The sequence below is a fragment of the Solibacillus isronensis genome (assembly GCF_023715405.1).
GTDB lineage: Bacteria > Bacillota > Bacilli > Bacillales_A > Planococcaceae > Solibacillus > Solibacillus isronensis_B.
This window is the reverse complement of the sequence record NZ_JAMBOC010000001.1, coordinates 500,456-520,319: the sequence shown is the minus strand read 5'-3', so window position 1 is coordinate 520,319 and position 19,864 is coordinate 500,456. Positions and strand designations below refer to the sequence as shown.

General features: G+C 38.9%; 22 protein-coding genes. 2 read left to right on the top strand and 20 right to left on the bottom strand.

Going from position 1 to position 19,864, the window contains the following annotated elements:
* Window positions 1-13: 13 nt before the first annotated feature.
* The 3 genes from M3166_RS02550 to M3166_RS02540 form a co-directional block, all read right to left on the bottom strand.
* Complete coding sequence (locus tag M3166_RS02550) at window positions 14-1,654, bottom strand: glycerol-3-phosphate dehydrogenase/oxidase (protein ID WP_251687046.1); 1,641 nt, start codon at window positions 1,652-1,654, stop codon at window positions 14-16.
* A 174-nt stretch (window positions 1,655-1,828) separates the two neighbouring features.
* Window positions 1,829-2,233 carry an Asp23/Gls24 family envelope stress response protein gene (locus tag M3166_RS02545; protein WP_008404246.1) on the bottom strand — a complete coding sequence of 135 codons (405 nt, stop codon included), beginning with the start codon at window positions 2,231-2,233 and terminating at the stop codon, window positions 1,829-1,831.
* A gap of 132 nt (window positions 2,234-2,365) precedes the next feature.
* The gene (locus M3166_RS02540) at window positions 2,366-3,439 is read right to left on the bottom strand and encodes a mechanosensitive ion channel family protein (protein WP_251687044.1); all 1,074 of its coding nucleotides are present in this window, start codon (window positions 3,437-3,439) and stop codon (window positions 2,366-2,368) included.
* 115 nt (window positions 3,440-3,554) lie between these two features.
* On the opposite strand from M3166_RS02540, the gene M3166_RS02535 reads away from it, so the two are divergent.
* Window positions 3,555-3,899, top strand: coding sequence for a DUF4440 domain-containing protein (locus tag M3166_RS02535; protein WP_251687042.1), 345 nt, complete (start codon window positions 3,555-3,557; stop codon window positions 3,897-3,899).
* Between the two features lie 35 nt (window positions 3,900-3,934).
* On the opposite strand, the gene M3166_RS02530 is transcribed toward M3166_RS02535, so the two are convergent.
* The 17 genes from M3166_RS02530 to M3166_RS02455 all read right to left on the bottom strand — a co-directional run bounded on the left by M3166_RS02530 (window position 3,935) and on the right by M3166_RS02455 (window position 18,693).
* Window positions 3,935-4,930 carry a VanW family protein gene (locus tag M3166_RS02530; protein WP_251687040.1) on the bottom strand — a complete coding sequence of 332 codons (996 nt, stop codon included), beginning with the start codon at window positions 4,928-4,930 and terminating at the stop codon, window positions 3,935-3,937.
* Between the two features lie 146 nt (window positions 4,931-5,076).
* The gene (locus M3166_RS02525; protein WP_251687038.1) at window positions 5,077-6,078 is read right to left on the bottom strand and encodes a M23 family metallopeptidase; all 1,002 of its coding nucleotides are present in this window, start codon (window positions 6,076-6,078) and stop codon (window positions 5,077-5,079) included.
* On the bottom strand, window positions 6,078-6,845 hold the full coding sequence (locus tag M3166_RS02520; protein ID WP_251687036.1) for a polysaccharide deacetylase family protein: 768 nt from the start codon (window positions 6,843-6,845) through the stop codon (window positions 6,078-6,080). Before M3166_RS02520 ends, M3166_RS02525 begins: the two co-directional genes overlap by 1 nt.
* Before the next feature lie 211 nt (window positions 6,846-7,056).
* Window positions 7,057-8,358, bottom strand: a complete 1,302-nt coding sequence (locus tag M3166_RS02515) for an NCS2 family permease (RefSeq protein WP_079527624.1) — start codon at window positions 8,356-8,358, stop codon at window positions 7,057-7,059.
* Between the two features lie 310 nt (window positions 8,359-8,668).
* The gene (locus M3166_RS02510; protein ID WP_251687034.1) at window positions 8,669-10,201 is read right to left on the bottom strand and encodes an SH3 domain-containing protein; all 1,533 of its coding nucleotides are present in this window, start codon (window positions 10,199-10,201) and stop codon (window positions 8,669-8,671) included.
* Between the two features lie 257 nt (window positions 10,202-10,458).
* A complete protein-coding gene (gene accC / locus M3166_RS02505; RefSeq protein ID WP_251687032.1) occupies window positions 10,459-11,823 on the bottom strand; it encodes an acetyl-CoA carboxylase biotin carboxylase subunit in 1,365 nt (454 codons plus the stop codon).
* Between the two features lie 15 nt (window positions 11,824-11,838).
* Window positions 11,839-12,342, bottom strand: a complete 504-nt coding sequence (gene accB, locus M3166_RS02500; protein WP_251687030.1) for an acetyl-CoA carboxylase biotin carboxyl carrier protein — start codon at window positions 12,340-12,342, stop codon at window positions 11,839-11,841.
* 193 nt (window positions 12,343-12,535) lie between these two features.
* Complete coding sequence (locus tag M3166_RS02495; protein ID WP_251687028.1) at window positions 12,536-13,069, bottom strand: SpoIIIAH-like family protein; 534 nt, start codon at window positions 13,067-13,069, stop codon at window positions 12,536-12,538.
* Window positions 13,066-13,443: a hypothetical protein gene (locus M3166_RS02490; RefSeq protein WP_251687026.1), complete on the bottom strand. Its 378-nt coding sequence runs from the start codon at window positions 13,441-13,443 to the stop codon at window positions 13,066-13,068. Before M3166_RS02490 ends, M3166_RS02495 begins: the two co-directional genes overlap by 4 nt.
* A 66-nt stretch (window positions 13,444-13,509) precedes the next feature.
* Window positions 13,510-13,644 (bottom strand): hypothetical protein, encoded by a 135-nt coding sequence (locus tag M3166_RS19295; RefSeq protein WP_285848697.1) that lies wholly within the window; start codon window positions 13,642-13,644, stop codon window positions 13,510-13,512.
* Window positions 13,641-14,552, bottom strand: a complete 912-nt coding sequence (locus M3166_RS02485) for a stage III sporulation protein AE (protein ID WP_251687024.1) — start codon at window positions 14,550-14,552, stop codon at window positions 13,641-13,643. Before M3166_RS02485 ends, M3166_RS19295 begins: the two co-directional genes overlap by 4 nt.
* Window positions 14,552-14,929 carry a pyruvate formate-lyase gene (locus M3166_RS02480; RefSeq protein ID WP_251687022.1) on the bottom strand — a complete coding sequence of 126 codons (378 nt, stop codon included), beginning with the start codon at window positions 14,927-14,929 and terminating at the stop codon, window positions 14,552-14,554. Before M3166_RS02480 ends, M3166_RS02485 begins: the two co-directional genes overlap by 1 nt.
* A 4-nt stretch (window positions 14,930-14,933) precedes the next feature.
* Window positions 14,934-15,140, bottom strand: coding sequence for a stage III sporulation protein AC (locus tag M3166_RS02475; RefSeq protein ID WP_251687019.1), 207 nt, complete (start codon window positions 15,138-15,140; stop codon window positions 14,934-14,936).
* 105 nt (window positions 15,141-15,245) lie between these two features.
* Window positions 15,246-16,250 (bottom strand): NAD(P)H-dependent flavin oxidoreductase, encoded by a 1,005-nt coding sequence (locus M3166_RS02470; protein ID WP_251687017.1) that lies wholly within the window; start codon window positions 16,248-16,250, stop codon window positions 15,246-15,248.
* 157 nt (window positions 16,251-16,407) lie between these two features.
* Window positions 16,408-16,965 carry an elongation factor P gene (gene efp / locus M3166_RS02465; RefSeq protein WP_008404273.1) on the bottom strand — a complete coding sequence of 186 codons (558 nt, stop codon included), beginning with the start codon at window positions 16,963-16,965 and terminating at the stop codon, window positions 16,408-16,410.
* A 17-nt stretch (window positions 16,966-16,982) separates the two neighbouring features.
* The gene (locus M3166_RS02460; RefSeq protein ID WP_251687015.1) at window positions 16,983-18,041 is read right to left on the bottom strand and encodes a M24 family metallopeptidase; all 1,059 of its coding nucleotides are present in this window, start codon (window positions 18,039-18,041) and stop codon (window positions 16,983-16,985) included.
* Between the two features lie 244 nt (window positions 18,042-18,285).
* Window positions 18,286-18,693 (bottom strand): DNA helicase, encoded by a 408-nt coding sequence (locus M3166_RS02455; protein WP_251687012.1) that lies wholly within the window; start codon window positions 18,691-18,693, stop codon window positions 18,286-18,288.
* A gap of 229 nt (window positions 18,694-18,922) precedes the next feature.
* Here M3166_RS02455 and M3166_RS02450 point away from each other — a divergent pair, with 229 nt between their 5' ends.
* Window positions 18,923-19,810: a DUF1385 domain-containing protein gene (locus tag M3166_RS02450; protein ID WP_251689994.1), complete on the top strand. Its 888-nt coding sequence runs from the start codon at window positions 18,923-18,925 to the stop codon at window positions 19,808-19,810.
* Window positions 19,811-19,864 lie beyond the last annotated feature (54 nt).

The window sequence follows — 19,864 nt, the reverse complement described above, 5'->3', positions numbered from 1 at the left end:
TCGCCTCTTTTCACTAATTCATTGTTACGTCTAATAGTTCCTGTTCTAGTTGGTCTGTATGCTGCTGCTTTTCTTCTGCTGTCCAGTTTAGGTAGTCGCTCATTTCATCAATAACAAGCTGTTTATATTGTTTCACTAGGTGGATATTAAATAGTAGTGCACCGGTACGACGTACGAAAAAGTCGGACGGAGTACATGCACTTTCCTCGTTTATCGCATAGTACAGCTGACCGTAAACGATCGGCGGTAAGTTCCCTTTTGCCTGTTTAATATAATCGAATACTTTGTCAACATTAGTACCGTAGAATTTTGCTAAATAACGGCTCTTCTCTTCCGTTAACCCAAGGTCCTGGCCTTTCTCCGTCCGTTTTTCAACAAACGATTCAAAAAATTTCGAGCCGCTCGTTTCCCCGCCCGAAATAGGAAGATTTTTTGTAATGGATTTGCCGTATATCATCTGATATTCGTCGTTTAATTGTTTTACGACAAGATCGACAATTTTTTCCGCCATTTTACGATAGCCTGTCAGCTTTCCTCCTGCAATCGTTATCAGTCCACTTTCCGATTGCCAAATTTCATCTTTACGTGAAATTTCCGACGGTCCCTTACCTTCTTCGTGGATAAGCGGTCTTACCCCTGCCCATGCCGATTCGATTTTATCTTCTGTCAGCTGCAGTTGAGGGAACATATAATGAATCGCATCCATAATATATTGTCGATCCTCTTTTGTTACTTTTAGGTCTGCAGGATCCCCTTCATAAAATGTATCTGTTGTTCCTACATATGCTTTGCCATCCCGCGGAATCGCAAAAATCATACGTCCATCTTTTTCGGTATCAAAATAGATCGCCTGCTGCAGCGGGAAATCATCCTCGTCGAAAACGAGATGCACACCTTTTGATAAAATAAGATGTTTATTATTAAGTTCCCCATCTAATTTTCGTACATCATCAACCCATGGTCCTGCCGCATTGACGACTTTCTTTGCTCGAATTTCATATTGTTCGCCAGTGAGTTGATCTTCCACTGTCACTTTAGAAAAGGCCACGTTATTTGCTTCAATACCGACAACTTTCAAGTGATTCATTGCGATTGCCCCGTTGGCAACAGCTGCCTTCATTACTTCAATTGTCAGTCGCGCATCGTCTGTACGATATTCGACATAAACGCCGCCACCGAGTAGACCGTCCTTTTTAATAAGTGGTTCACGGGCAATCGTTTCATCTGCAGAAAGCATAAAACGTCGTTCATCCTTTTTGACATTCGCTAAAATGTCGTATACTTTCAATCCAAGCGCTGTCGAAAACGAACCAAATGTCCCTCCTTTATGGAAGGGAAGCAACATCCATACAGGTGTTGTTACATGTGGTCCGTTTTCATAAACAATTGCCCGCTCTCGACCAAGCTCTGCAACCTCTTTTATTTCGAATTGTTTTAAGTATCGCAGGCCGCCGTGCACAAGTTTTGTCGATCGGCTACTCGTTCCTTCCGCAAAGTCCTGCATTTCTGCCAACCCTACTTTCAGCCCTCGTGTTGCTGCATCAAGTGCAATCCCTGCACCTGTAATACCCCCACCAATAACAAATAGATCAAAGGTGTCTTCTATAAATGTTTTTTTCAGTCGCTCTCTTGCATTTGCAGAAAAGTTTCCCATACCGTTTTCCTCCTTACCAAATGAAGCTTTAAATCTATACCCTATTTTCACCTTGTTCATATCCTAAAATTCACAAAAATATGAAAAAACATTTTAAATTAAAGCCTTAGCTCTTTAGGGGACGAAAAAAAAACCGAGCCTCAATTTAATTGAGCTCGGTTCATGTTTATACGATTATTCTGCGTCTTTTGAAGTTTCGAACTGGATCCCTGTAATGTGGATGTTCACTTCGCTTGTTTCGATGGCTGTCATATTTAAAATGGCTTGTCGAATCGTTGTTTGCACTTCTTTCGCCACTTTAGGAATGGCATAACCATATTTTACAGTGCAGAATACATCAATGACAATATTGCCTTCTTCAGACATCGCTGACTTGATGCCTTTCGAATGGACTTTTTTACCGAAACGCTCGGCAACACCTGATGCGAAATTTCCGCGTGTTGCTGCGATTCCTTCCACTTCTGTTGCAGCGATACCTGCGATAACTTCAATTACTTCTGGCGCGACTTCAATCTTCCCTAATTCTTCTTTACCAACCGGTGTTGGTTGTACGAATGCTACTTGTTGTTTCTCAGCCATTTGCGATACATCCTCTCTTATGTAAACTAATGGATTTCTAACGCTTGTTACTTTAAATCCTTATGTTCAGTATACTACAATTATAGACTGGATGTAGAACCGTTACGCCACATTTTCTAAATTTGGCACTGGTTATCCATTATTCCATGCATACTGTCCGTCATTCGGATCAACTAATTTAATGTCATACACTTCACAGTAATGTTTTGCTACAAATAATATTTCCTGACGCACTTGAAGCATAATACCTGTATCATTCGTCTCGACAAAGTATCGGATGAGAATACGACAACTTGTCGGCATCAGCTCATCCATCGCCACATGAATGATTTTTTTCGAGATTTTGGGATGTAATGAAATTTGCTCACGTACCGATTCCATAAATTTCACAATACTTCCCTCATTATTTTCATTAGAAATATGCAGGAAATGCTCCACTTTTCTTTCTGTCCGATTCGACAAATTGTAAATCGGTCGATTGACCAAATACGAGTTTGGTACATATACAGTCCCTTTATCGGATGTTTGAATGACCGTACTGCGCAAATTAATATCCTGTATCGTCCCGTCGATTTTTTCGTCACTCGACATAACCCAATCCCCGATCTGGAATGGTTTATCCAAAGCAACACTCATCCCGCCGAATATATGTGCGAGCGTATCACGAATACCAAATGCAAGCGCAACACCAGTTAATCCAATCGCAGTTAAAAACCCGTTTAAATTAAAGTTCCACAGTGACGCAATTGTAAACATGGCAATTACCATAACCGCAACTTTACTCATCCTTAAAAAAAACGGTGTTAAAATATCCTGATCTTTCCCTGTTTCAAAACGGTGCGGATTTTTTAAATAAAAACCGAGTACATCATACAGCGCTTTAAACGCAAAAAATACATACACTGAATCGATATAAATACCGAGTTTCGCATTATCAAATAGCCATACTTCCACTAATAGGGATGCGGCCATCACAATCAGGCTGAAAATAATGGCATTACGTATTGATGGATATACACTTTTAGTAATGTCACCCAAAACCGGATGATTTTTTTTATTGAACAAATCCGCGATTTTGAATAGCAGCGGCCGGATCATGAATCGAATGCCGAGTAAACCAACGACAATTATTGCAGCAGCCGCCAGACCATCTGCTACAGTCGGTGCGGTAACAGACGGAATTAACCATTTTATCGATTCCCACATAACAATCACCTTCTTAAACCTTCTTTACAACTACAAGACAAAATCATACCATGTAAAGAAACGATTTACATCGAAAATCGTTCCACTGATAGTCAATTCGAATGGAGGGTTATTTATGACTGAACTTAACAAACAATTTCTGCTTTTAGAACAACAACTTATGTATTACAAAAAGGAGGACTTTATCAGCCTTTTGAGTGAGGATTTTATAGAATACGGATCATCCGGAGGCATTATGGAGAAACCTTTCCTACTGAATGAATTAACAGATCAAGGTATTGAAGAATGTTTATTTACAGTTACGAATTTCCAGGCAATTCCCATTGCAGAGCAGCTTGTGCAAACCCGATTCGTTACTACAAATCGCACGAATGGCAACAGTCAAAACCGGAGTTCCCTTTGGCGCAATGAAAACGGGACATGGCGGATGTTCTTTCACCAAGGCACACCAATAAAATAAAAAAACCGCCCTTATGTGTAAAGAGCAGCATTTCATTACTTTTTAAATATTTCTTTATATTGATGCGATGTTGTGATAGCAATTGTCAGAGCACCCTTACTGTAATACGATTTAATTAAAAACGGAGCCCCGCTCGTATTTTGAAACTTGAAATCGAGCGATCCGTAAGAAACCGTCGCATCCCTGCCTGTCGGGACATAACCGATGTTCAATGAATGGTGATGCCTTTCTGTAATGCGAATTCCTAACTGGTCGACGGCATTAAATAATGTAGAGGACGTTTGGCAAATTCCACCACCAATCCCCATTACAAGCTCCTTATTAATAATTTCAGGTGCCGGTTGATAACCTTTTTCCATCGTTCGCTCTCCAACCATTGTGTTAAAGGAAAAATAATCTCCATCCCCAACTAATATATTATGGATGGCATTTGAGGAAAGCTCGATATTTTCACTTCTTCCGCTTTGTGCCCCATTAAAATAAGTCGTAAACGATGCAACGGTCACATCATCTAAGGAAGGTATGTCTATATCCAGATCAGTTTCCAATATATACAGCGGTAAAAAAATATGATCTCCTTTTGGTGAAGCTGTTAATATTTTGTCGACCAATTCACTTTCTTTTAATACGATACCTGGATTTCCTTCAACAATAACGTCCCCGTTCTCCCCGACTTTATGAAGCACCATTATCTGATCATAGCCGGTCCTTTCTTTAGTCCCTCTGGCTAAATCTCTCGCTATTTTTTTTACGTTAGCTTTGTACAGTTCGCCATCCGTACCGTAACCTAATAATTGTGGTGTGAACGACTTCACGATTTCCATTGTTCTCGGATCGATCAATGTAATGACAGCTGGATAGATAAGCGGATATTCTCCGACAATCGCTTCACTTTCAGGCAACGGTGCGGTAGTTGAAGCTTCAATTTGCTGTTCTTCACCGGTTACTGAATCACCAGAATACGACGCTTTTTCACACCCTGTAAGTAAACAAAGACCGATTAGTACTAAATAAATGAAGTTTTTTTTCATTTTATTTCCCCTATCTATAAAAGCAAAGATCTCATAGCTTATTCAGAAATTCAACTTCTGTTAACAGAAGCAATGCCACTAAACGTCCATGTATATTGAATATGGGATACCGTCACTTTTATAGACAGCGAGAATGGAATCCATCTTTATTGTTTTCTTTGCTTTGCTTCTTTTTCCCATCTTGCCAAGGCTGGATATGGATCAAATGCCCACTCTGTACGACCATTAAATTTATAAATTCCATAATGGAGATGTGGAGGGAATTTTCCAGCTGTTCCTTCTTTTCCGTACCCTGTGCTTCCAACATAGCCGATAATTTGTCCTGCCTCGACAATATCGCCTTCTTTGAGTCCTTTTTGGAAATAAGCGAGGTGTGCATAATAATGATACGAGTTATGGTTATCACGAATACCGACACGCCAGCCACCAAACTGATTCCAGCCCATCACTTCAATTACACCGTATGACGTTGAATAGACCGGTGTGTTGTACGGAGCAAAAATGTCTGTTCCTTCATGAATTCTTCGGCCACCCCATCCGCGATTCGCTCCCCATGTCCCTCTATAGCTGTAATCGGCATAAGTTGCTAGCGGAAATGTATGATTATCTAAATTGATTGTTCCGAATTTCTCATATAATTTTGCAATAACAAGTATTTGATTCACTGATAGTTCATTTTTATAATAGTCCCATAATGCCAACTTAAAATTATCCTCACCATAGCCATACTGTCTTAAATATTTTGCTAATGTAAACAACACATCCCTATCATCGGATCGGTCTGCCACCCCATCTCCATTTCCATCCATACCACTTCCATGAAAATAAGCAATTGAAAACGGGGATGTATCATCGCCCGCCGGATTTAAAATACCGGACCAAAATTCATCCGAAAATTGAATGGCAATGACACTTTCCCGTTTTGGTATATCCTTTCGCACTTCCTGAATATTACGTTCAAACTGATCGACGGCAGCTAAATAATACCAGGGCAATAATATATTTTCATGCTGAATATAGTAGTCCATCCTTTTTTGCATTAGCTGTTCTTTTGTCAAGGTGGTGTCCTCTTCAGAAGAAGCATCGGCAACCGGCATAAATCCTAAGATAAAAATGGCCGACATCATCAATGCAATACGGTATTTCATCATTTCCCCTCCTCTACGATATGTTGTTTCGTATCATTTTGTAATCGGATCATTTGTGAAATTGTGATAAATCGGTAGCCTTGTTTTTTTAGTTCAGGCAAAATTTTCTCCAACGCTTGAACCGTCTGTTCACGATTGCCTCCTCCGTCATGGAACAAAACAACATTTCCATTTCCAAGACCGTTCAATACCGTATTTACTATTTTATTTACACCTGGATCTTTCCAGTCTTCTGTATCCTGATGCCATGACCACATAACAATCTTATAGCCATTTTTGACGGATTCTTTAACGAGTTCATCTGTATAATAACCTTCAACCGGTCGGAATAAATTTGGTTTCACCCCTGTTATGCTGAAAATTGTATCGGATGTTTGATTAACCTCTTCTATAATGGGTGAAACTGATTTTGTAAAAGGATGTGTGTACGTATGATTGGCGATCTCATGTCCACTTTCATGCATCCGCAAAACGAGTTCGGGGCTTTTTTCAGCCAATTGCCCCACGATAAAAAACGTTCCCTTCGCCTCATATTGTTCAAGTAAATCGAGTATTTGACCGGTATATTTCGGATGCGGCCCATCATCAAATGTCAGGGCCACTACCTTTTCATCCGTTTCAATATCCCAAATAATCTGTCCTGTTTCTTCATAATAGTCCCGTCCTTTTGCTTCACCAAGACTATTGAAAACATACATAGCTGCAAATATAAATAAAAGGACTAAAAATAAAATAAAAGCAATTCTTTTCCATTTTTTTCTTTGCATTTAATCACATCCTTAATTGATTTCCTCTGCATTAGTATTTAAAGAAAAGCTAAAAAGATGTATTCAATTTAAAGTGAAAATAAACCATTTGTGTTTTTAAAATAAAAACAGAGCCTGACGCGCCACTTTTATAACTAGATAATCCTTTTTATGTATAATAGGAAGTCATAAATCAAAAAAAGTGCCGCTTCAGTAAGAAGCAGCACTTTTATTAATGTGGTAAATAGATTAACTGTAAAATAAACAGAACGGCAAAAATATATACGAGCGGATGTACTTCACGCCCACGCCCTTTTACAAGCATAATTAACGGATAGCTGATAAAACCGAGTGCAATCCCTGTAGAAATACTTGATGTAAGTGGCATTGATAAAATAACTAAAAATGCCGGGAACGATTCTTCAATTTCATCCCAATTCATATTTTTTACGACACCGATCATTAAACTACCAACGATAATTAATGCAGGAGAAGTAATAGCAGCAACACCTGATAATGAACCGACAAGCGGTCCGAAAAATGAAGCAATGATGAACAGTACGGCAACAGTTAATGCAGTTAAACCTGTACGGCCGCCAACTGCAACACCAGAACCTGATTCCAAATATGCTGTTGATGGGCTTGTCCCGAACATCGCACCAGCAGTTGTTGCAAGTGAATCGGAAACAAGTGCTTTACGTGCACGCGGAAGTTTTCCGTCCTTCAATAATCCTGCCTGCTTTGATACACCGATTAACGTCCCAGTTGTATCAAATAAAGTAACTAAAATGAATGAAAAAATCACACCGTAAAGACCGTATTCAATCACTTCAGAAATCGCAGTTATTGGATTGAATACGATCAATCCTTCCGGTAAATGCGGAAGCGCCACTACTTTATCGATTGTAAGCTGTCCTGTGAACATCGCAATAATTGCAGTCACGATCATCCCGATAAAAATTGCACCGTTCACTTTACGTGCCATTAACGCGACTGTAATGAACAACCCGATAAACGTCAATAATGGGGCCGGCTCTGAAATATTACCAAACTTAACTAAATTCGATTCATCAGCTACGACAATACCGGACATACGCAGCCCGATGAACGCGATAAATAATCCGATCCCCGCAGTAATCGCCAATTTCAGGTTTTCCGGTATGGCTGTAATGAGCTTTTCGCGGAATGGCGTTAAACTAATAATAATAAATATAATACCTGCAACAAATACTGCTGAAAAGGCAGTAGTATACGTAATCTCTCCATTTGAAGCTAATACAACAGTATAAGTAAAATATGCGTTTAATCCCATACCCGGAGCAACGGCAATCGGATAGTTCGCACAAAGCGCCATCCAGCCAGTTCCGATAACTGCTGCGATAATTGTAGCCATAAATACTTGATCGACCGGAACTCCAGCACCTGATAAAATAATCGGGTTAACAATGATGACATAAGCCATCGTTAAAAATGTCGTTAATCCCGCAAATAATTCACGCTTTACTGTTGTCCCATTTTCTTTTAACTGAAACATTTGCAATCCTCTTTTCAAAACACGAACAATTTTTAAGAACTTATATATAATATTCGTTTCTATAGTAAAATGCAATCCATTCTGAGCATTTTTTTAAATAGGGAAAATTGGTTATTTTCAGAAATTTATTTTGTTGTTCTTTTAGCTCTCTCTTTGAGTTTTTTCTTCCTTTAAATAACGAGAAAAATTTCCTTTATCCTTCTGCTGAAATCTGCTCATTTCTTCTATCATACTTTACCCAAATTATGATATTTTACAGCTATAAAATAAGAAAAACGGTTGCTGTGGACGCAACCGTTTCCAATATTCATTATTTTTGCTTTGATAGGAATGAGTCATATCGCTGTATAAACGATGAAATCTGCGCACGAGTTAAAGGTTTGTCACTTCCGTATTCTTCAACATTAGGCTTTACAGTAAGCCCATTCTTAATGAAAAATTGAATCGCTGCTTCTTCGCTTACTGTTTTCCCATAGTAGTAAGAAGCCATCAATTGTGCCAGTTTCCCGCGTTTGATACCTTCATTCGCTAAATTTCTTAAGTCTTTTGGTTCTTCCTTTGCCAACACAGGCAGATTATGCTTTTTCGCCAAGTTGTATACTTTACTTTTCCCCCATGATGATGTGCTCTTAATATTAGCCAAGGCATCTTTTTCAGCATAACGGAAGAAAATTGTTAGGAAGTGATATTCTGTTAAAGGACTGTTCGGTTTTAGAAGCGTTTCGAATTTATTTGTTTTTGCATACCATTCATTACTGTAACCTTTTATTAGACCTTTATCGATTGCCCATATCATATCCTCAGCTGCACTACTGAAGTCAGCATATTTTTTAAAATACTCCGAGTAATCCGGATTAGGGTCTACCGGTGTTACAGGAGTTGGTGTCGGTTCAGGTGTCAATGTTGATTCTGCGTAGTCTAGATAACTAGACGCTACATACCCCTCTGACCCGTCACTTCTTTTCACCGGATACCAGACAAAATGATTTTTCTTCGAAGGTACTTCTTCATATTCAAAAGGACCTGTAATAGTAACCGTTTCACCTTTACTTAAAGTTCCCTTAGAAGGGCTATCCGTAGTAGGTCTTGTTCTAACCGTAACATTCGTTGTAGCACTTACTTTTTGACTTTTTTCAAAAGAATACTTTGATTTTGTTAAAGGTAAATCAAAGTTATAGTTCATCTCTAAAAACTTAATATTATCTCTACTGTTAGAGTCATATTGGAAAGTATCGCTTGTAAAAGGCAGCTCTTGTAAGTCGATTAATTCATACTTCTCAACAAACCCAAGAATCTTTTCCTGATATGCTTTTGCATTTCTTTCACCAGTTGATTGCTCAATCGGGCTATTTACTGGCTTCGTACCATTATATGCCATGATCGCGAAGTACCAAGATTCCAGGTCGTCTCTGTCACCACTATTGATTTTAGGTAAATCCGATCGATCAAACATTTTATCAAGAATTTTCACACCCGATTCAATATTATAAACAAGATCGCTTTTCAATCTTTCTTCATTGTAGCCTGCCTGGTTTGTAATTTGCATTAAGCCAATTCCATTATCAGCAGTTACAATTGTTTTGCCGTTGTTATCGAAATGACGCCAATTTCCACTTTCACCTTCCGCTATTGCCTTAACAATTTCAGGCGGGACATTATAATTCAGTGCTGTTTCAGTTAACAGGCAGTTCGTAGTGGCGTAATCCGGGTTTACATTTGATGCCGTATCATAGTCACATGCAGTTGCTATATCTTTCGCGAATACGTTGTTATCATTATTAATAGATAGAGTGATCGCACCAATGGCAATTGCGCCTAACAATGGTTTGAATATTTTTTTCATATGTACTTATTACACTTCCTTTTATATTTTCTAAAATTAAAAGATTCACATATATGTTAACATATACCAAACTTTTCAGATAGGGGTAACATTCCGGTTACTATAATCCCTGAACAGCTATTTGCCTCTTTGCCTCCTCCCTTAGTCTTTTAATAGCTATCCCACCTACAGACGGTAAAACTGTAAAATAGTTTCAAAAAAAATATAAAAAACCCTCTAATTTAAAATTAGAGGGTTAAATCGTGAGTAAAAGCCGATTAAGCTTTTGCTTTCACATCTAAAATATCATTCTCTTCCAAGAACTTCGTGTTGAATTTCGCTGATTTGAATACGTCGTTGTTCATTAAAGCTTGGTGGAATGGAATTGTTGTGTTAATTCCAGGTCCAGCTACTTCAAATTCCGATAACGCGCGGTTCATTTTCGCGATTGCTTCTTCACGAGTGTCAGCATGAACGATCAATTTTGCGACCATTGAATCGTAGTATGGTGGGATCGTATAACCTGCATAAACTGCAGAATCGATACGCACACCATATCCGCCTGGTACTACATACGTATCTACAGTACCTGCTGAAGGCATGAAGTTTTTGTATGCATTTTCGGCGTTAATACGGCATTCAATTGCCCAGCCGTTAATTTTGATGTCTTCTTGCTTGAACGGCAGTTCTTGACCAGAAGCGATTTTTAATTGTTGTTGTACTAAGTCAACACCTGTGATCATTTCTGTTACAGGGTGCTCAACTTGAATACGTGTGTTCATTTCCATGAAGTAGAAGCGATCTTCCTGGTAATCGTAGATGAACTCGATAGTACCAGCACCTTCATAGTTACAAGCTAATGCTGCTTTAACAGCCGCTTCGCCCATTTCTGCACGGCGCTCTTCAGATAGTGCCGGAGATGGCGCTTCTTCTACAAGCTTTTGCATACGGCGTTGAACCGTACAGTCACGTTCGCCAAGGTGTACAACATTACCGTGGCTGTCCGCTAACACTTGGATCTCGCAGTGACGGAAATACTCGATGAATTTCTCTAAATACACACCAGGGTTGCCGAATGCAGCCGCTGCTTCTTTTTGAGTAATTTCGATTCCTTTTACAAGATCTTCTTCTGTGCGTGCAACACGGATCCCTTTACCGCCACCACCAGCAGTTGCTTTAATGATGACTGGGTAACCGATTTTTGCAGCCCATTCTTTACCTGTTTCGATACTTGGCACAATGCCTGTACCAGGAACTAACGGAACGTTTGCCGCTTCCATTGTGTCACGTGCAACATCTTTAATCCCCATGATTTTAATCGCATCCGAAGAAGGACCGATAAATTTAATACCCGCGTTTTCACAAGCTTCAGCAAATGCTGCGTTTTCCGCCAAGAAACCATAACCTGGGTGGATTCCGTCAGCACCTGTTTTTTGCGCTACCCCTAAAACTGCTGGGAAACTTAAATACGAATCTTTCGATAACTTTGGTCCGATACAATATGCTTCATCCGCAAGCTTTACATGCAATGCATCCGCATCTGCTTCAGAATATACTGCGACCGTTTGAATACCTAGCTCTTTACATGCACGAATAATACGTACTGCAATTTCGCCTCGGTTTGCGATTAATACTTTTTTCATTGGTATATACGCTCCTTATTCAGCTTTTACTAAAAATAATGGTTGACCGTATTCTACTAATTGGCCATCTTGAACTAAGATTTCTACGATTTCACCTTTAATTTCAGCTTCGATTTCGTTGAATAATTTCATTGCTTCTACGATACATACGATTGACTCGTCGCCTACTTTGTCGCCTACTTTTACATATGCTGGTGATTCCGGGTTTGGAGACTGATAGAATGTTCCAACCATTGGAGACGTGATTTTATGTAAATCAGCCGTGTTTTCTACTGGTGTTGCTGGTGCTTCTGCTTTAGGAGCTGGTGCAGGTGCCGCTTCCACTTGTACTGGAGCAGGTGCTGCAACTGCTGCTGCAACCGGTGCTGCTTCTTGTACTTTTTTAGGAGCCGCTACTTCTGTAACACCGTTGTTTTTCTTTAGTTTAACCTTTGCGCCGTCCGCTTCATATACAAACTCGTCGATTGATGAAGCATCTACTAATTTAATAATTTCTCGGATTTCTTGAACTTTGAACATCTTTAACTCTCCCTTTAAAAAAAGTAATAACAATACAAACCCTATTTTATAATTTTTCGGACTATTTTGAAACAAATAATTTTAAATAGCTCAAAAATAGGCATAAAGCAGAACAATCGTATATTAAGACAAAGAAAAATATTTGCAACTGCTATATAACACATTTACTGCTTTACTATAATATGACGTCCTTTTAATTAAAAGGTTCGAATTCTACGCTAACATTTACATAATCCTTAAATTCAGAGCGCACAACGTATAAAATTTCATCTGCCAATTTCTCGGATACTTCATCTGACATAACTCGTACAGCAACTTTATCTCCTTCAATACGGACAAGGGCATCTGAATAGCCGATTGATTTAATAAGCATTTCCAGCATCGCTTCTGATGATTCTAATTTGATCAGTTCATCCATTTCATTGAATGCCTCATTCTTTTCTTCTGCTGTAAATTCATCAGCAGCAATCTTTTGTGTCAGCTGTTCTTTTTGTTGGCTGCGTTTGTTTGCTAATTCTAAACGTACTTCTTGGAATAAGTTGCTTTCTGAGTTCACTGGTTGTGTCAAGTTTTGATTAACCCCTAAAATATCTGTTTCATCAATCGTTTCATCAGAGAAGATCGTTAAAATATTCGGCGTATTGTCTTCAAAAATATAGAATACAGAAATTACCGCAGCTAAACTTACTACTGTTAAGAACCATACTGTTCGCTTTTTCACTTTCACTTGTTTTCCCCCTTAATTTGCATTGGCACTACTTGAATACGATGCGACGGAATTTGCAGAACATGCCCAACTGTTTCCTTTAGCATGGTTTTCACGTCGGTGCTATTCGCTCCTTGTGCCACGATGATGACACCGGATAGCTTTTTCTGTTGTGAGACAGACAAAAATTGCTGTTCACTTTGTTGATCATAGTGAAAATAAACCTGAACTTGTCCGACTGACTGAATTTCACTTAATAATTTTGCAAGCTGTTCCTCATTCGACTTATAACTTTCTCCTTTCTCTGATGGTGATAGAAACATGAATAAAAAGATAATGAATACTACGGCAATGACAATTAATAAGATAGGACGATTCGCTTGTTTCTTTTCCACATTATTAAGCGTATACGCCCCCTTCTCTACTAGATTTCAACATAATGTATGAACGAAACAAACCGGTTATGCAAAGAATGAAAGAATTGTGCTTGCGACGAATAAATACAGTGCGAGCTTTACATATACTTGCCATTGCCGCTCATCGGCAAAGATGAGAAGACTGCTGCCCAGTAAAATAAAAAGAAATAATTGGATCACGTTTTTCCCCCCATGGACATCTGCATAAAGAAAATAAATAACAGTACGATAAACATAATTGCGAAGCCAAGCAAAAATGCAACTGCACATAATACAAACATCGTCTTTCCAACATCATCAAACAGACCGCTCATACGCATATTTGTAAACGGTTCAATAATGGCACCAATAATTTTAAACAGCAGGGCATGCAGCAAAAGCACCGTCGCCGGATAAAAAGCCGCACCCCAAATAATTGTTAAAAAGGACAGTCCGACAAAGGTTGATACGGTTGACTGGGTTTTTTGGAAAAAAGACAGTCCTTCAACAATCAAACTGCCGATTAGCGGAATATTTTGCTCGATTAATTTTTTGATAGGAGATTTTAATGCATCATTCAGCTGAATAAAGGCGATACCGGAAAGCGTCAAAATTGAAGTCAATGCTACGACCGACGCAATCATGACGCTTAATATGGAGGAACGTATTAAATCTGCAGCTTTTGAAAAGGAAATGGCCGGATATATTTTTGTGCATACATCAAATACTAGTGCGAGGACAAGAGCAGGTATTGTTACTTTTGTACTGACAAATAAAATAACTTGGACAAATAGGATGATAATCGGGTTCCACGCAATCGCCGTAAACACGGTTTGAATCGTCAACAGCATAAATGACATGATCGGCAAAATAGCCATAAAGAAATTTTGAAGTATGGCAATGAGCTCATACAACACAACAAAGGCATCAACGACATTTTGCGCAAATACTACGATAAACAAAATAATAAATAACTGTTCAATCAACACGGTTTCATTCGGTACTAAAGCAAGTAGCAGTAAATACATCAAAATATAAATCGCTACAAGCAGCAAGGAAAACAATAAAGATTGAATAGGTTCTGTAAAAATCGAATAAATTGTCTGCATTACTGTAGCCTTTCTAATAATTGGATTAATAGCTGAAATTTCGGTTGTAGCAGATTGATCCAATATAACACTGCGGTCATGCGAATGGACAATGTAACTAATGTCGCAAAAGCTTCATATTCAAATTGATCTAATAGCTGACAGATTAATTCATTCAGCAAAAAGAGTAATGCCGTGAAAAGCAGTCCCTTACTGTATGGAACATTATTGAAAATAACTGCGAGTCGCTGCCAAAGCGGGATGAGTTGCTCTCGGACAACAAATTGGAAAAAAATAAAGAAAGCGATGACGACAATGATTGAATGCAGCTTGTCCATCGTCTGTTTCAAAATTAAAAACAGAACTAAATAAATGACACTTGCAAATAGCGCAATCATTTAGCTAGACTGCCGTCAACCATTGAAAAAATACGACAATTTCTTGAAAGAACAAGCGCAAAAATCGAATTAATTCCATCGTCATATATAGGTACGCAATGAAAAACAAGAAAAACGAAAACTCTTTTTTTCCTAAATGCTCGAAGAATAAATGAAGAAGTGCAATAATCAACCCAATCCCTGCAACACGAAGCACATCTTGTAATTCCAATAAAGCCCTCCTTCCTTAACGAAACTATATGCAATATCCAAACAAATAAGCACAAAAAAACACTAACGAGAAAGTTTTTATCCTTTGTCATCAGTGTAAAATTTTTTACGGTAAGAGAGTTTCGATAATCTCTTTAACGGATGCTTCTTTAGCCAAATAACTATTTTCTCCCATCCAAAGAGACATATATTCACGGTTGTTTTGGCGGGCACTTTCTTTTCGGATCGGCTGTGTCAAATAATGCTGGACCGGATATGGAGCAGTAGTCGCTTCTTTTAATTGCTCGGTAAATTTATTTCTCAAACCGCGCGCATATTTGCCGGTAAATGCTTTTGTCAATGTCGTCGCTTGTTCTCCGGAATTTAAAATTGCCTCTTTATGTAGTTTTGGAGCCCCACATTCTGCAGCCGTCAATAACGCCGTACCGATTTGCACATATGATGCCCCTAATGCAAGCATGTCAGTAACTTGTGGCTTAGTCATAATTCCACCTGCTGCAATGACAGGGATTGAAACATTTTCTTTTGCGGCTTTCAGCAGATCGGAAGTTGAATGAAGTGCCATTGGTTCTATAAATGACCCCCGGTGTCCGCCGGCTTCTTTTCCTTGGACAACGACTGCATCCAGTCCAGCCTGTTCAACTGCATTGGCTTCTTCCACTGAAGTTGCTGTGCCGATCAAGTATACGCCCTTTTGTTTAAGTGTTGATACAGTTTCGCCATCGGGTAAACCAAATGTGAAGGAGACGATCATTACATCTTCTTCAAGAATTGCCTGTACTTGGTCTTGAAAAACGTCGGTTGTTGGAATAGCTGCCGGAATTTCGATGTTCAACTCCTCATAGATGGGCTGTAATGCCTCTCGTGCATATTGTAGTAATTCGGGATCTGTTTTCGGCTGTTCCGGTACAAACAGATTCACATTAAAAGGTTTTGCAGTTAATGCTTTTACTCCCTGTATAAATTGCTTCGTTTCTGCGCCGTTCAAATACCCTGCGCCAATTGAACCTAATACACCTGCCTCACAGCATGCCGCTACAAATTCAGGGGTTGTAATGCCTGCCATTGGTGCCTGTACAATCGGTTTATCAATCGGTAATTTTGCCATCAAAAACAATCCACTCCTTTCTTTGATTATACCTACCCTTCCATTAGCAAGCTATAATTTGGGATATTTTTCATTGCTTTTCTAAAGCAGCACAACAAAAAAGACAGAAATATTGTATTCCTACAATACCCCTGCCTTTATCACTTTTGTTTTAGTGCAATTATGCGCGTGAAACGTAAGTACCTTCAGTTGTGTTGATGATTAATTTGTCGCCTTGGTTAACGAAGAATGGTACGTTTACCATTAATCCAGTTTCCATTTTAGCTGGTTTTGAACCGCCTGAAGCTGTATCGCCTTTAATACCAGGCTCTGTTTCAGCAACTTCTAAAGTTACTGTATTTGGTAATTCAAGACCTAACATTTCACCTGAATATGTTTGGATATGAACTTCCATGTTCTCTAATAAGTAGTAAAGTTCGTCTTCGATTTGAGCAGCAGCTAATGTTGTTTGGTCATATGACTCTAAGTCCATGAATACGTGCTCATCACCTTGTGCATATAGATATTGCATTTTGCGGTTTTCGATCATTGCTTTTTCTACTTTTTCACCAGCACGGAAAGTTTTTTCTGTTACGTTGCCGTTACGTAGGTTACGTAATTTAGAACGTACGAATGCAGCACCTTTACCTGGTTTTACGTGTTGGAATTCTAGTACGCGGAATAAGTTACCGTCAACGATAATTGTTAAACCTGTACGGAAATCGTTTACTGAGATCATGAATTATTTCCTCCAAATTATAAAATGATTAATTCTTTAGTCGAATGTGTTAGTACTTCATTACCCGTATTTGTGATTAAAATATCGTCCTCAATTCGAACGCCACCAATTCCAGGAATGTATACTCCCGGTTCAATTGTTACAACCATATTAGGCTCCAGCACTGTATTGGAACGGAATGATAACCCAGGTCCTTCATGCACTTCAAGGCCGATACCGTGACCAGTCGAGTGACCGAACGCTTCACCTAAGCCTTTTGATTTTAAATAATCTCGTGCTACAGCGTCCGCTTCGATCCCTGTCATACCCGGACCAACTTTTTCAAGCGCAAGAAGCTGAGACTCGAGCACAGCATTGTACATTTCTACCAACTTATCTGATGGTTGGCCTACAGCGATTGTACGTGTAATGTCCGAAATGTATCCATTATAGTAAGCACCAAAATCAAGTGTTACAAAATCGCCCGTTTCAATAACTTTGTTTGTCGCAACACCGTGCGGCAATGCAGAACGTAATCCGCTTGCAACAATAATATCAAACGAAGAACTTGTAGCACCTTGTTTACGCATGAAAAATTCTAATTCATTCGATACGTCAAGCTCTGTAATGCCAGGCTTGATGAAATTTAAAATATGTGTAAATGCATTGTCTGCAATTTCACATGCAACCTTAATAATATTAATCTCTTCTTCAGTCTTAATCAAGCGAATTTTTTCAATTAAACCTGAAACTGGCACGAAATCAACATTCACTGCCGAATTGTATACTTCATATGTACCATACTGCATGGCATCTTTTTCGAATGCCAATGATTTTACACCCATTGCCGCCACTTGTTTTGCCACTTCTTCATGGATCGGTCCGCTATGCTGAACTACACGGAATTCCTTTACTTGCTCTGATGCTTGTTCTGTATAGCGGAAATCTGTGATAAATACAGCATCTTGCTGTGAAACGACTGCTACACCAGACGTACCAGTGAAGCCTGTCATATAACGGCGGTTGTATTCATTCGTAATGAGTATTGCTTCGACATTGTTCTCGATTAGTGCTTGACGTAGTTTAGTAAGTTTCATCTGTTTTCATTCCCCTTTTGTTTGTTGTAAAAACTTGCAGTTGGCCATTAAATTGCCGGATCTGCAAATTTGTCCTGCCTTCATTCACAGAAACTTTGGCGTCACGCGATGCAATACTCCTATGTCTTTAAGCCCCTGAAAATACACTTTAAAAGGGACCTGAATACAAGCAGCTTCATTGTGAACGCTTCTTTTTATACTGTCCCTATTTTATCACAGACTTTTCAGACATCAATACTTTCGACTAACGAAATAATGTGATTGTACGGTATCTGGCCGTTTCTACGATTAATCGCATCGAAGTCACAACTACAATGAAAAATGGGATCGAGAATTTTTTGAATGATGACCATTCAATAGGTAGATTTAAGATTTGCCACTCCAGTATTGCTGCAATGACAATTCCTAAAATAAGTGAAAGTAAAAAAGGCGGTACCATAACAAGCAGCTGTGTTACAACCAACAATATAAAAGCAACAATGGCTATAATTAAAAATAAAATGACCCAACGCTCAAAAGCCGTCCATTCGAACCATTCCAATTTTTTTAAAAATGAAACCGGATGCCATTTAATAAAATGAAATAAGTGCAAGCCTTTTAAGCTTACTGTCACAATAAATGATGTAAATAATGCCGTGACAAACAAATGCATGACAAAAACTCCTTTTTTTGACTCAGTATGACCGAATGTAAAAAAACTATTCGAATGGATAGTGCTTTTCTCCAAAATTTAGTACAATATGAGGGTATAACAAAGAAAAGAGATGGATAGATTCCATTCTCCCGTCTAAAAATAGATTGAAATTTTATAAGAGAGTGGTGTCGAGCAAGTGAGTAATAATGCGCCAGTATATGGTGGGCAAGCGCTTTTAGAAGGTGTTATGTTCACTGGTCAAGATCATATGGTAACGGCAATCCGTCGAAATGACGATTCCATCGATTATTTCCATGTAAAAAAAGAGAAAAAGCCTATTTTTCAAAAGCTGAAGAAAATTCCGTTCGTACGCGGGGTTGTCGCATTAATCGAATCGGCAGGATTTGGGTCGCGCCATTTGCAATTTGCTTCTGACCGCTATGATGTTACACCAGGCGAAGAAGAGGAAAACAGTGGTGAAGAGCCATCGAAGTTAATGATGATTTTAGGAGTAGCCGTTATTGGTGTGCTCTCATTTTTATTCGGTAAATTTGTCTTCACATTAGTGCCGATGTTTTTGGCAGAATTTTTAAAACCTTGGTTCCCAGGCAAAATGGTTCAAATTTTTATCGAAACCGGCTTTAAATTAGTTTTGCTTCTTGCCTATTTGCAAATCATTTCGATGACGCCGTTGATTAAACGTGTTTTCCAGTACCATGGTGCCGAGCATAAAGTAATTAACTGCTATGAAGCAGGTCTTGACTTAACGGTCGAAAATGTTCAAAAACAATCACGACTTCATTATCGTTGCGGTTCAAGCTTTATTTTATTTACCGTAATTGTAGGTATGTTTACATATTTCTTCGTACCTGTTGATCCGCTTTGGGTTCGTCTTGTAAGCCGTATTTTACTAATCCCGGTTGTCATCGGTATTTCTTTTGAAGTATTACAGGCGACAAATGCCGTTCGTGAAATTCCGGTTTTACGTTTCTTGGGCTACCCTGGATTATGGCTGCAACTGTTAACAACAAAAGAGCCAAAAGACGAAATGGTGGAAGTAGCAATCGCATCTTTCAACAAGCTGCATGAAGTCGAGAAAAATCCGTCTGTTGCCCAAACATTAGTACATGATTAATTGAAAACTCGGGGAGTTATGTAAAAGGAAATTCACTTTTACGATAACTCCCCT

Excerpts from the sequence above, each read along its gene's own strand:
- M3166_RS02550 (WP_251687046.1), bottom strand. The coding sequence starts at position 1,654 with ATGGGAAACTTTTCTGCAAATGCAAGAGAGCGACTGAAAAAAACATTT.
- M3166_RS02545 (WP_008404246.1), bottom strand. The coding sequence starts at position 2,233 with ATGGCTGAGAAACAACAAGTAGCATTCGTACAACCAACACCGGTTGGT.
- M3166_RS02540 (WP_251687044.1), bottom strand. The coding sequence starts at position 3,439 with ATGTGGGAATCGATAAAATGGTTAATTCCGTCTGTTACCGCACCGACT.
- M3166_RS02535 (WP_251687042.1), top strand. The coding sequence starts at position 3,555 with ATGACTGAACTTAACAAACAATTTCTGCTTTTAGAACAACAACTTATG.
- M3166_RS02530 (WP_251687040.1), bottom strand. The coding sequence starts at position 4,930 with ATGAAAAAAAACTTCATTTATTTAGTACTAATCGGTCTTTGTTTACTT.
- M3166_RS02525 (WP_251687038.1), bottom strand. The coding sequence starts at position 6,078 with ATGAAATACCGTATTGCATTGATGATGTCGGCCATTTTTATCTTAGGA.
- M3166_RS02520 (WP_251687036.1), bottom strand. The coding sequence starts at position 6,845 with ATGCAAAGAAAAAAATGGAAAAGAATTGCTTTTATTTTATTTTTAGTC.
- M3166_RS02515 (WP_079527624.1), bottom strand. The coding sequence starts at position 8,358 with ATGTTTCAGTTAAAAGAAAATGGGACAACAGTAAAGCGTGAATTATTT.
- M3166_RS02510 (WP_251687034.1), bottom strand. The coding sequence starts at position 10,201 with ATGAAAAAAATATTCAAACCATTGTTAGGCGCAATTGCCATTGGTGCG.
- accC (WP_251687032.1), bottom strand. The coding sequence starts at position 11,823 with ATGAAAAAAGTATTAATCGCAAACCGAGGCGAAATTGCAGTACGTATT.
- accB (WP_251687030.1), bottom strand. The coding sequence starts at position 12,342 with ATGTTCAAAGTTCAAGAAATCCGAGAAATTATTAAATTAGTAGATGCT.
- M3166_RS02485 (WP_251687024.1), bottom strand. The coding sequence starts at position 14,552 with ATGCAGACAATTTATTCGATTTTTACAGAACCTATTCAATCTTTATTG.
- M3166_RS02480 (WP_251687022.1), bottom strand. The coding sequence starts at position 14,929 with ATGATTGCGCTATTTGCAAGTGTCATTTATTTAGTTCTGTTTTTAATT.
- efp (WP_008404273.1), bottom strand. The coding sequence starts at position 16,965 with ATGATCTCAGTAAACGATTTCCGTACAGGTTTAACAATTATCGTTGAC.
- M3166_RS02460 (WP_251687015.1), bottom strand. The coding sequence starts at position 18,041 with ATGAAACTTACTAAACTACGTCAAGCACTAATCGAGAACAATGTCGAA.
- M3166_RS02455 (WP_251687012.1), bottom strand. The coding sequence starts at position 18,693 with ATGCATTTGTTTGTCACGGCATTATTTACATCATTTATTGTGACAGTA.
- M3166_RS02450 (WP_251689994.1), top strand. The coding sequence starts at position 18,923 with ATGTTCACTGGTCAAGATCATATGGTAACGGCAATCCGTCGAAATGAC.